Origin of the sequence: Streptococcus orisratti DSM 15617 (assembly GCF_000380105.1) — a bacterium.
Taxonomy (GTDB): Bacteria; Bacillota; Bacilli; order Lactobacillales; family Streptococcaceae; genus Streptococcus; species Streptococcus orisratti.
This window is the reverse complement of the sequence record NZ_KB904470.1, coordinates 20,025-32,411: the sequence shown is the minus strand read 5'-3', so window position 1 is coordinate 32,411 and position 12,387 is coordinate 20,025. Positions and strand designations below refer to the sequence as shown.

Sequence of the window (12,387 nt, the reverse complement as noted above, 5' to 3'; positions counted from 1 at the left end):
GTATTGTTCCCCAGTTGGTGTTGATAAGATAGTTTCCAATTCAGGAAAAGTGACTTGTAAGACCTTGTGCAGACGATTTTTAGCTCGAACGATGTCCTCGGTTAAGTTCTGATAGAACCGACTTAAATCTCGCAGATCTTGATAGACTTCTTCTTGGACATAAGTCGGTTTACGATTCAGCACAAATTGAGATTGAGCCAGTTTTTCAGCGTCAATTTGATCGGTTTTCCGTACACGCAAGCTATCCAGTTGCTTCTTAGCTTCTAAGGGATTAAGTCGTGTGTAAGCATAGCCATTATCTTCTAGAAAAGCTTGGAGACGGCGAGAGTAGACACCTGTTGCTTCAAAGATGATTTCTGGCTTGTGGACGGTTTTCAAATCGCCAAGTAGCTGAGCAAAGCCAATGGTATCATTGGGCATGGTATAGCCATGAACCTTCTCGCCGTTGACTAGAATGTCCACTTCTGAACTTACCTTACTCACATCAATCCCGAAAACTGCACGCATGATATGACCTCTTTGTCTTGAATGATTCCTTGTTTTAGTGATGTCATTTTCAATACGCGACGTCTATCGTCAAAAGAACCCTCGACTTAACAAGACACCTCTACTTTATCATAAAGAAAAAGTAGTGTGTACTTTCTCCCGTCGGAGATTTCTTCACTACTAATCTTAGTATGTTTAGTTTAGCTTTTAGTACAAGGCAACGAGCTGCAGGTTGCTAGAACAGCCTCTAGGCTGTTCTAGGCTGGAAATAAGACATGCGAAGCAAGTGACTTTCGTAAAGTACGGCAAAGTGAGTTCAAACAATCCAGTGGAGTGTTTGAAGTTGGAAATAAGGAAACGGAGTTTCCTCTTACGTCGAAATAATCAAAGATAAACTAATTGACTATATTAACCGAACTATAAAATAGTGTCATTCTATTTTGTGCTTTCTTCAAACCCTTCTGAGACAGCTTGAGCAAAGTTTTCTTCAACGATTACTGCACAGTGATCACAAATAGTTGCCTTGTAGCTACGTTCCCTTACCGTTTCGTCAACACGACGGCAACGTTCACAGACATCACCATGTGCATGTTCGACTGTAAAGGCAACATTCTCGAATACCACAGCATTCTCAGGAGCCGGTTGATCCGTAACTGTCAACTGAGAAACAATAATCAATTGAGCAAGATCACTGTCAAGTGTAGCCAAGAGTGTTTTCACTTCTTCACCAGCGTAAATCGTCAAATGTGCTTCTAAGGATTTACCAATGATTTTCGCGTTACGAGCTTCCTCAAGAGCTTTTTGGGCTTGTGTACGCAAGGTCATGAAAGCTTCCCATTCTTCAAGGATTTCTTCTTGATTAGCAAAAGTTTCAGCTTCTGGTAAATCTGTTAATTGAACAAAATCTTCTACTTCATGTTCTAAATATGACCAGATTTCTTCTGCAGTGTGTGGTAAAATAGGAGTCAATAATTTCGTGATTTTCACCAAAATGTCATAAAAGACGGTTTGCATCTGACGACGAGCAACAGCATTTTCAGCTTCAATATAAACAACGTCTTTGGCAAAATCCAAGTAGAAGGCAGACAAATCAACAATAATGAAGTTAACCACAGATTTGTAGATGCTCAAGAAATCGTAGTTTTCATAAGCTTCACGAATGGTTTTAACCAGACTATTAAACTTGATAGTCATGTATTTGTCAACTGGACGAAGGCTCTCAAAAGCAATGGCATCTGTATTAGGATTAAAATCAGATGTATTGGCAATTAGGAAACGCAAGGTGTTACGAATTTTCCGATAAGTTTCAGACGTTTGTTTCAAGATATCCATAGAAATCCGAACATCGTTACTTGAATCCACACTTGTCACCCAGAGGCGCAAGATTTCTGCACCAAATTGTTTTTCAACATCACTTGGTAAGATAGTATTTCCCAATGATTTAGACATCTTTTCGCCCTTTCCATCCAAGGTAAAACCTTGTGAAAGAACTGCTTTATATGGTGCGTGTCCATTAACCGCCACTGAAGTAATTAAGGATGAGTTGAACCATCCACGATATTGGTCAGAACCTTCAAGATAAAGGTCTGCTGGGTATTCCAAACCTTCACGAGCATTCATAACACCGTTCCAAGATGAACCTGAGTCGAACCACACATCCATGATGTCTGTTTCTTTTTCAAAAATACCGTTTGGTGAGCCTGGGTGAGTGAAACCTTCTGGAAGCAAGTCTTTAGCATCACGTTCCCACCAGATAATTGAGCCTTCTTTTTCAAAAAGATCTGCAACATGATCGGTAACTTCTTTTGTCATGATAGCTGTACCATCTTCAGCATAGAAGATTGGAAGTGGCACTCCCCATGCACGTTGACGAGAAATGACCCAATCACCACGGTCACGAATCATATTATAGAGGCGGGTATGTCCCCAAGATGGGTAAAATGTTGTCTTATCAATTTCATCAAGGATATCCTGACGGAATTTAGATACAGAAGCAAACCATTGCGGAACAGCTCGCCAAATAATTGGTTTCTTAGTTCGCCAGTCAAATGGGTAAGAGTGATTAATAACTTCTTTTGCTAAGAGTAGATCTCCCAATTTTTCAAGAACTGTTGGAACAACCTTATCGTAGAATTGTCCCTCGAAATCTGGACCAGCTAATTCGTTCATAAGACCGCGTTCGTTAACAGTCACATAAACTTCTAAGCCATATTTCATGCCAACATTATAGTCATCCTCACCAAATGATGGTGCAGTATGGACAATACCTGTACCAGAATCAGTGGTAACATGGTCCCCCAAAATCACTAATTCATCAACAGTCTCATCCCATGGGTGCTCTGTAACGATATACTCCAAATCGCTACCCTTATGACGAGAGATAAGCTCGAAACTTTCCCAACCAAATTTTGTAGCCAAGCTATCTACTAAAACTTCAGCTAACAAAAATTGACGGTCATCTCCAGCAGGCTGAACTAAAACATAATCCATATCTGGACCAACTGTCAGTCCACGTGAAGCTGTAATAGTAAATGGTGTAGTCGTCCAAACAACGATATAAGTTCCATTTGCAAGGATTCCTTTCCCATCTTTTACCCTGTTGGCGTAATATAAAGATGTGGAATCAATGTCATGGTACTCAATTTCAGCTTCAGCTAACGCAGACTCTGAAGACCAAGACCAATAAACTGGTTTAGCACCACGATAGATGTAACCTTTGTCAGCCATTGCACCAAAAACGCGAATTTGCGCAGCTTCGTATTCAGGTACCAAGGTAATGTACGGATTTTCCCAATCAGCAGAGACACCTAGACGTTTGAAGTCATTACGCTGTTTATCAACCTGTGAGAGGGCGTAATCGCGACACATTTTTAAATATTCTGCACGATCAAGTTCTTTACGTTTAACACCTTGTTTTGCCAACACTTGCTCGATTGGAAGACCATGTGTGTCCCATCCTGGAACATAAGGTGCACGAAAACCAGACATCGATTTTGAACGAACAATAATATCTTTCGAAATTTTATTTAATGCATGTCCCACATGAATATTCCCATTTGCGTAGGGAGGACCATCATGTAAGTGGAAGGATGGTTTTCCTGCATTTAATTGTTGACGTCTATCGTAGATTTTTGCTTCTTCCCATTCTTTTTGCCATAGTGGTTCCTTGGTCGGAAGACCAGCACGCATCGGAAAAGCAGTTTTCCCTAAGTTCAGGGTTTCTTTTAATTTCATGGTTTCTCCTTAATTTGATGTAAAAATGTATTCAGTACAGACAAGTCTGTCAGTCTGAAAGCTTATAATAATGAGACGGTACTTAATTTTTGCCGTTCAATCATTGCCAAAAAATATAAAAACCACGAACTTTCATAAGGACGAAAGTTCGTGGTACCACCTTAATTTAGGATAACTAATTGTGACATATTAGCCAAAATAGTTATCCCCTCTTGTCATCTGTAAGGTAGATGACCCCTCCTATCTTACTTACTTCAGATAGAAAGATAGAAAATGATCATTTGCATTTAAGAGATTACAAGTCTTACACCATCACTTGCTCGCTGAAAATATTAAATACAAATTCTGTTTTTCTTATTCCTCAATATTTAATTTAAAGGTTTGTGTTTCATTCAAGTTAATTTCTGGATTTTCCTGAGAAACGTTGAAGCTTTGTGTTTCTTCTAAGACCTTATTGCTCTCATCAACCCGTCGTTGCAATTCTTCCATTTCTTCTGGTGAAAATTGACGCGTGGCATCAGTTGACTCTTCATCAACTACTTCTGGAAGTTTTTCATCCAGTACTTTTTCTACAACTTCTCGGAAAGCTGAATCTGAACCTTGAAGATAAGTTGCAGTCGGTTGAAGCAACTCATCCCACTCAGGTGATTTCACCAAACCTAGCTGAGCCTCAATTGAAGCAACCAAACGTTGATGAAAGACACGTGTCTGACGTTTCAAGTCTTCAGTGTCAATTGCTACGCTTTTCGCCTCATTTGCAGCTCCACGTAAAATTTCATTTGCTTTTGATTTTGCTTCATCAAGTAAATGTTGTGCATCGTAATTAGCTTTACTAATCAAATTTGCAGCTTCATTATTAGCTGATGCCTTAACTTTTTCAGCGGTCTCTTGAGCCAAGATAACTGATTGGCTTAAAGATTCCTTCATATCATTGAAATAAGCTAATTTTTCTTCTAAATCTTTTATTTTATTTTCTTGATCGTGCGTACGACGAACTAAATCTTCGTAGTCTTCAACAACGATATCAAGGAATTCATTAACTTCCTCTTCGCTGTAACCTCTAAACTTCGTTGAGAAGGTTTTGTCTTTAATTTCAAGCGCTGTAAGTGCCATCAGTTTCTCCTTATTTATGTGTCATTTTATCTACTGTTAATTTATATTTCCCATTTTTGGAAAATCCATTGTTTGATACGATTGTAAAACGTCCAAATCCACGAATACTAATCCGATCCCCGACCTGGAGCAACTCTGAAATTTTATTTACTTCTTGATAGTTGACTTTGACTTTATCTGCTTCAATAAGTGCACTCGCTTGAGTACGTGATAGTTTTAAGACAGTTGCGATGATTTTATCTAAACGCATACTTGATACTAAAACATCTATACTTTGAGCAGTATTTTCAGAAACAAGCATTTCTGAAAAATCAATCTCAACCAAGCGAACACTCGCTTTTCCAATTTTTGTAACATTAGTTATAAAATAAGACACCATTTTACTATCAATTAAAAGCTGTGCTCTATTTGGTTGAACTAGAATATCTCCAATAATAGACCGTTTTATGCCAAGTTGATTTATCAAAGTCCCTAGAATTTGACTATGAGTTAAAGAATTAAACTTGGTATTATAAGCAATCTCAACTAAAGTTATTTCAAAATCAGAAAAATCAAAAGTGTAGTAATCAGGTGCAATAATCACCTTCGAATATTCCATTGGATAATAATCGCTAGAAGCCATAACCTGTAAACCGTAAGGATGACAGAGCGTTCTTGCTATCTCTACTTCCCTAGGATTCAAAAAATCAGTTACTGTAAAAGTGTAGGAAGCTTCAACTTTGAGAATGAGATCACGAATTTTTTCCACAAAAGAATATTCAGATGACTTGTAATGTTGGTAAATGTTATCACTGACCATCTTAAAGTAAAACATAAGCCAAAAGGCGAGTTAAAACGTTCAGAACAATTACCACAGCCCAAATAGTGAAATCTAGACCTGCAAATTGAAGATTTAAACGCCTAAAGGGAGCAATCAACGGTTCTACAATAGAGGAAATAAACCGACCTAATGCAGAATCATAGGCTCCTGGGAACCAAGAAAGTAAAGCGTAAATAACCAGCAGATAAGTATAAAGCTGTATGACTTTAAGTAAAATCTCAAGTATCAATATATTCATCAATTATCGTCTCTTCATATCATAGTCAAATCCTAAGTCCTGCCCAGGATGTTGATGGTTTAGTTCCTCAATATCAACGACAACATTTGATGGTGTCAGAAGAAACATTGACGGTCCTACCTTCTGAAGTTTACCATACAAAACCTTACTTGCCCCATCAATAAAATCTAAACAACGGCGTGCCTGTGCATCAAGCATATATTGAAAATCAATTAAAACACATTCATTAACGATCAAAAGATCAACTATCTCTTGTGCATCATCGTACTGACGTGGGTACTTCAAAGCGATGGTCGTTTGTTGTTCAGAAGCTTGGCCAACTCGAAAACTTTCCTGATTAGCACCAACAGGACGTACAGAAGATGGGATAGTATCCTCCATCGGACGACGTGGTGGAACAGGAGCATGTTGCCTTGGAGAAGGTTGCATTTGCTGTGGACGCTGAGCTGTTCTAGGGGTTTGAGTTTGGTTAGATCTAGTTACTTGACTAGTTTTCTGAGCATTTACTGTTGAATTTGACTTTTGAGTGTGAATTTCAGACTCTGGCTCGTCTACAGTTTCTTCAACATCATTCACTCCATCTGTGTCAAAGTAAGAAATTAATTTTTCAAATGTATCTTTAAAAGCCATCTCTACCTCCTACTCTTTGAAAAATGACGTTCCGATTCTAACAAAAGTAGAACCTTCCCGAATAGCAATTGGAAAATCGCCACTCATTCCCATACTTAATTCTGTCATTGGTGCGTTCGAAAATTCTTTTTTTTGCAACTGATTTCTGAGTTCATTTGCTGTTTTGAAAATAGTGGATAGTTCTTCCTCAGAAGCTCCAAACGGAGCCATCGTCATCAATCCAACAATTTCAACTTTATCAAAAATTTCCATCTGCTCTAACGCTTCTAAAACCTCTGATGTTTTAAAACCATGCTTACTGGCTTCCTCAGAAATATTAACTTGCAAGAAACATTTTATTGGATGTTCTGCACGTTTTTGAATTTCAGCAGCTAGTTTAACAGAATCGAGAGCGTGGAAATAATCAACTAAATTGATAACTTCCTTGACCTTTCGCCTTTGCAAACTACCTATTAGATGCCAAATTAGTTTTTTGTTTCTCAAAGCATTGTATTTATCAAGAAATTTATCAACACGATTTTCACCAATGTGCTTGATACCAGTTTCCACAAGTTTTTCAGCTGTTTCAGAATCTACATATTTTGTAACCGCAATAACAGTTACAGAATCCTTATCTCGATGAGCAGCCTCGGCTGCTTGCGAAACCTCGTCAAAAATGAGGTCCTTATTTTTTTGAAAATCCATAATTAACGGTTTTTAAAGAATGGAGGGGTTTCAAGCTCATCGTCTTCGTCATCATTTCCAGCGAAAGCTGACATCGTCAATTTGCTATCTAATTCACCCTCTGCAGGTCGAACAATGTTATCGCGACGCAAATCCCAGCCACCAAACGCTGAACCTTGTTGATTACGCGGAGTTGAAGTTGCTTGTGAACTCGTAGGAATATCATGAGTTTCAGTCATATCAAAATTTTGTTGTCTCTCAAAGCTTGGCTGTGCATTCTTCTGAGTTGCATATTGTGCGTATTGAGCACCCGCAGCCTGTTGCGCATTAGTTTGAGTGAAAGTGCGTTGGCTACTAAAACCCGCAACCTGATCTGCACGATCTTTTCGAACACCTGTTGCTACTACAGTGACACGGATTTCATCTTTCATATCCATATCAATTGAAGTTCCGAGCCAGATATTCACACCCTGACCAGCAGCTTGTGCAACGATTGATGAAGCCTCTTCAGCTTCCGTCAAGGTCATATCAAGTCCACCTGTAACATTGACAATAACATCTTCTGCGCCATCAATTGTGGTTTCAAGGAGCGGTGAGTAGATAGCTTTGCGTGCTGCTTCAACAATACGTTCTTCGCCCGTACCGATACCAATACCCATAAGGGCATTCCCTTTATTTGCCATAACTGTTTTCACATCGGCAAAGTCAAGATTGATAAGACCAGGGCTTGTAATCAAGTCTGTAATCCCTTGAACACCTTGGCGAAGAACATTATCTGCTTCGCTCAAAGCCTCAAGTAATGGTGTTTTCTTATCTACAATTTCAAGTAGATTATTATTTGAGATAATAAGTAAAGTATCTACTTGTTCACGTAATTCTGCAATTCCTTCAGCCGCAAAGTTCCCGCGCTTATTTCCTTCAAAGCCAAAAGGACGAGTAACAACAGCAACTGTGAGAGCCCCCAGACTTTTAGCAATACGAGCAATAACAGGAGCAGCTCCGGTACCAGAGCCACCGCCCATACCAGCAGTGATAAAGACCATGTCTGCACCGGTCAGTGCCTCTGTCAACACTTCTTCACTTTCCTCAGCTGCTTTGCGACCAACTTCAGGTTGACCTCCTGCACCAAGACCACGGGTTAACTTTGGACCTAATTGGATAACCGTTTCTGCTTTTGAAGAGCTTAAAGCTTGAATATCGGTATTAGCCGCTATAAACTCAACCCCTGCTACTCCTTCGTCAATCATACGATTGATAGCGTTACCGCCGCCACCACCGACGCCGATTACTTTAATTACTGCACCTGATACCGATGCCGCATCAAATGAAAATACCATTTTTAATCCTCACTTATTTTTAGTCAAACATACTTCCTAGAATACCACGAACGCGATCACCTAATTTAGCTTTAGGAGCAGACGAGTCTTCGTCTAAGCTTACTGGTGGTGTTTCTGGCTGTATTTGTGCCATTTGTGGTTCTGGAATGACATTGTCCATATATACTGGTGTATGATGTTCTACTTGTCCACCAAAGTCAACAGGCTTACGGCGTAACATTTCCTCACCCGATACGGCACGTTGAGCAATAAGGTCAACTTCTGACAACATTCCAACATAGTCAACAATACTGATTACATTCGCAAACATAGGGTTACGAATTCCAACTTGATTTGGAACAAATAATTTCACCTTAGTACCGAATATCTCTTGTGCTAACTCTACAATGCCAGGCATAATAGCTCCACCACCAATGAGAACAATTCCTCCAGGTAAATCAAGCAGGCGCCCACGTTCTAAATCTTGTTTCACACGTTCTAAAATGTGTCTAACACGCGCTGAAATAATCTCTGCCAAATAGTGCTCTGAAACATCTACTGGCAAGTCACTACCAACCACATCAACTTTCACCGTTTCAGATTTACTTGCTTCTGCAAGGTCGGCGCGACCAAAATTGAACTTCAATGCTTCTGCAATTTGCATTGAAGTCTTCAATACTTTCGAAATATCCTTAGTAATGTATTCACCACCTTCTGGGTAGGTATTTGTATATTGAAGCTCTTGTGCACGCATTGAAGCAACGGTCGTTTGACCACCTCCCATGTCAATCACGGTAGCACCAAACTCACGCTCACCTTCATTAAGAACTGATTTAGCCATAGAAAGTGGTAAAATTACAATATTTTCAAGTTCTATTCCTGCTCGTTCAACTGTCTTACGAAGATTATGCAAGATGGTGCTTGGTCCTGTATAAATCAAACCACGCATTTCCAAGCGAATCCCCATCATCCCTCTAGGATCACGAATTCCTTGGAAACCATCTATGATAAATTCCTCAGGTACTAAAGAAATAACCTCACGTTCAGGGGTAATACTCTTGGTTAGAGCTGACTTGACCACACTGTCAACATCTTCATCTTTAATTTCCTTAGACTCGCTGGGAACAGGTATCATTCCTTGTGTTGGTTCAATTTGTAGTAAATTTGCAGGAAGCCCAACATTAATCTTGGTAATGCTGATACCTGCCTTTTCTTCCGCATCTTGTATCGCTGCTTTTATTGTATTAGCCGCGGCTTCAATATCAATAATAATCCCATCTTTCACTCCCGTACTTGGAATATTACTGACACCGATAACGCTCATTTCTCCCGAAATAAACTCCGCAACAAGAACTTTAATCGAGCTAGTTCCTATATCCAATCCTGTAAAAAAGCCATCTCTAGCCATTCACTCGACCTCACTATCTTTCCAATCATTTACTATCTTACCTCTGTCAAAAGACAGAATTATTCAGAAGGTATTATACCATAAAAAAACGTAAAATGATAACATTTTACGTTTTTTGTTATAGAAATTTAATCTAGTGATTTAGTGATTCTTTGGAATAAATGTTTATGTTTTCATATTGCTTATTTAAGTATTTTATTTTTTCGTCTAAAATATTCAATTATTGCTTACAATTCACTCTTGTACACTTTGTTCCGTAGATTGACTATCTGTACTTTCTTGTGTTGTTGCCTCTTCTGTTGAGGTATCTTCTGTTGCCGTCGTTGTTTGACTGTCACCTTCAGTTGATGATGTTGCCTCTTCTGTTGCTTTTTCTTTAGCCTTAGCTTTATCCGCAGCAACTTCTTCTTCAATCGCAGCAGTCGTCGTATAAATGCCAACTTCCATATCAACAATACTTGTTTCCTGAAGTTTTCCTTTTATTTTTTCGTAATAGGGAAATTTACTATCAAATTCCGATAAAGGAACTCGAACTAAATTACCATCCTGCATAGTGACTAGAAGTAAATCAGGTGTGGAAGCCGAATTTGCCAAACTAACAGTTTGGATTTGATGCAACAAGTCTTCTTTAAGACTTGAAAATGATTTGATTAGCTGTTGAATCTGGTTCTCATCCGTTAAATTGATTGTCACAAATTTTTCAGGCAACTCTGAAGCATTCACTGTATCAACGCGTTTTCCATTTTCCAAGATAGGCTGATAGCCTTGATCTGTTTGGGTATAAGCGACAATACTATACTCATTCACTTTTAAAGTAAAACGATTCGGAAATTGATAGGTTAAGTTCGCTTTTTTAATCCAAACATTTGAAGTCTCAACAGCTTTTTCATAGTTTTTATGATTTAAAATTAAATTGAAAATATAATCTGAGCTCTTGATACCAGAATCAGATATAATATCTCTTTCCAAAGCATTTTTGAAACCAGATACCGTAATCGTCTTTTGCTTGCTCCACGGTGATATAAGAAAAAGAGAAACCATTAAAATCACACTAGCCAAGATAAAAATCGGCAATGCTCTTTTTACTTGCTTACGACGAGGACTTTTAGCTTTGGTTGTCTGTTTCTTCACCTTTTTTGCCGTATCGTTTGCTTCTTCCTGGACTTCATCCCCCTCAGGAGAAAGTGAACTTTCTTTTATTTCAGGACTTTTTTTGGTCACTTGCTTATCAGAGTCATCTTTAACATGTTGTGCTTTACGCTCAATGCGTAGCTTTTCTCTCAAGCGCTCTTTTTCAGCTGCTTCTTCCTTTTTTTTCTTCAAAAATTCCAAATTGCGCTGTTGCCACGCGGTCAACACCACATCTTCATTTGAATTTTGGTCTTTCTTTTTTGACATTTAATTCCCTTTTGTAGCCTTGACAATATCCGCTGTCAGCAAGTTATAAAATTCGTCTTGTGACTTGATTTCTTTAGAATTTGCCATTGCCTGATAATATTCTTCTCTATGTGACAATAGATGCGCTACCTTTTTATTCAATGTATCAAGAGTCAACTCTGGTTCTTGCAGCTGACTAGCATAGCCCTTTTTCTCAAAATAAGCTGCATTTTCCAATTGATCCCCGCGACTAGCTTCACGACCAAGTGGCACAATAAGATGAAGCTTACGCATGGCCACCAACTCAAAAATGGTATTTGAACCCCCACGAGTAACCACTACATCTGCTAAATCCATGAGAGGTTGATACAAATCTGTCACATAGTCCACACGATAGAGATTTTCGGTTAAGTTATTGAGAGATTTATCCCCAGAAATGTTGATAACATTGAACTGTTTGGTTACTTCGGGTGTTTTTGTGATAAAGTCATTAAAAACACGGGCACCCGCAGAACCACCAATAAAGAGCAAGGTTGTTAAGTCAGGATTAAAGTGTTCTTTAATCTCATCAATATCGGTTTGATAACTATGAGAAGAACTACCTACTTTTGTGATGGCTCCAACATGTTTTGCCTTTACCAGACTTTCTGTCTGTTCAAAGGTTGTGTACATGGTCGTAGCAAATTTATAGGCAATTTTATTAGCCAACCCCATAGATAGATCCGACTCATGCACAAAAACTGGAACTCCTAGTGTTTTTGCAGCAATTACTGGAGGAACTGAAACAAATCCTCCCTTTGAGAAAAGCGCTTGAGGCCTAATTTTTGCAATGATAAGCATGGATTGCAAAATCCCCCAGCCAACTTTGAAAACGTCCAACATGTTTTGCCATGAGAAATAGCGGCGAAGCTTACCCGTAGCAATCGCATGAAAAGTTACATTAAAGCCAGATTTGCTAATCTGCTCATGTTCAATGCCGTGCTTATCACCAATATAATGAACCTCCCAACCATCTTTTAAAAACTTGGGAATCAAAATGAGGTTAAGGGTCACATGGCCAACGGTACCGCCACCAGTAAAGACGATTTTTTTCTTTGACATC

Annotated in this window: 11 protein-coding genes and 1 other annotated feature; all 11 genes read right to left on the bottom strand. The window is 38.9% G+C overall.

Going from position 1 to position 12,387, the window contains the following annotated elements; genetic code table 11:
• The coding region (locus A3I7_RS0106240) for an IS110 family transposase (RefSeq protein ID WP_018375929.1) at positions 1-507 on the bottom strand (507 nt) is incomplete at its 3' end.
• 414 nt (positions 508-921) lie between these two features.
• Positions 922-3,720: an isoleucine--tRNA ligase gene (ileS, locus tag A3I7_RS0106235; RefSeq protein WP_018375928.1), complete on the bottom strand. Its 2,799-nt coding sequence runs from the start codon at positions 3,718-3,720 to the stop codon at positions 922-924.
• A gap of 133 nt (positions 3,721-3,853) precedes the next feature.
• Positions 3,854-4,086: a binding site (T-box leader), on the bottom strand.
• The gene (locus A3I7_RS0106230; RefSeq protein ID WP_018375927.1) at positions 4,075-4,833 is read right to left on the bottom strand and encodes a DivIVA domain-containing protein; all 759 of its coding nucleotides are present in this window, start codon (positions 4,831-4,833) and stop codon (positions 4,075-4,077) included. Its footprint overlaps the feature before it by 12 nt.
• 10 nt (positions 4,834-4,843) lie before the next feature.
• On the bottom strand, positions 4,844-5,647 hold the full coding sequence (locus A3I7_RS0106225; RefSeq protein ID WP_018375926.1) for a YlmH family RNA-binding protein: 804 nt from the start codon (positions 5,645-5,647) through the stop codon (positions 4,844-4,846).
• The gene (locus A3I7_RS0106220; protein ID WP_018375925.1) at positions 5,634-5,891 is read right to left on the bottom strand and encodes a YggT family protein; all 258 of its coding nucleotides are present in this window, start codon (positions 5,889-5,891) and stop codon (positions 5,634-5,636) included. The genes A3I7_RS0106225 and A3I7_RS0106220 overlap by 14 nt, the downstream gene beginning before the upstream one ends.
• A gap of 3 nt (positions 5,892-5,894) precedes the next feature.
• Positions 5,895-6,521 (bottom strand): cell division protein SepF, encoded by a 627-nt coding sequence (locus tag A3I7_RS0106215; protein WP_018375924.1) that lies wholly within the window; start codon positions 6,519-6,521, stop codon positions 5,895-5,897.
• A gap of 9 nt (positions 6,522-6,530) precedes the next feature.
• Complete coding sequence (locus tag A3I7_RS0106210; protein ID WP_018375923.1) at positions 6,531-7,205, bottom strand: YggS family pyridoxal phosphate-dependent enzyme; 675 nt, start codon at positions 7,203-7,205, stop codon at positions 6,531-6,533.
• Between the two features lie 2 nt (positions 7,206-7,207).
• Entirely contained in the window at positions 7,208-8,521 is a 1,314-nt protein-coding gene (gene ftsZ / locus A3I7_RS0106205; protein WP_018375922.1) for a cell division protein FtsZ, read from the bottom strand.
• Positions 8,522-8,540: 19 nt separating this feature from the next.
• Complete coding sequence (gene ftsA / locus A3I7_RS0106200; protein WP_018375921.1) at positions 8,541-9,908, bottom strand: cell division protein FtsA; 1,368 nt, start codon at positions 9,906-9,908, stop codon at positions 8,541-8,543.
• A gap of 234 nt (positions 9,909-10,142) precedes the next feature.
• Positions 10,143-11,306 (bottom strand): cell division protein FtsQ/DivIB, encoded by a 1,164-nt coding sequence (locus tag A3I7_RS0106195; protein ID WP_018375920.1) that lies wholly within the window; start codon positions 11,304-11,306, stop codon positions 10,143-10,145.
• Complete coding sequence (locus tag A3I7_RS0106190) at positions 11,307-12,386, bottom strand: UDP-N-acetylglucosamine--N-acetylmuramyl-(pentapeptide) pyrophosphoryl-undecaprenol N-acetylglucosamine transferase (RefSeq protein ID WP_018375919.1); 1,080 nt, start codon at positions 12,384-12,386, stop codon at positions 11,307-11,309.
• Position 12,387: the final 1 nt, after the last annotated feature.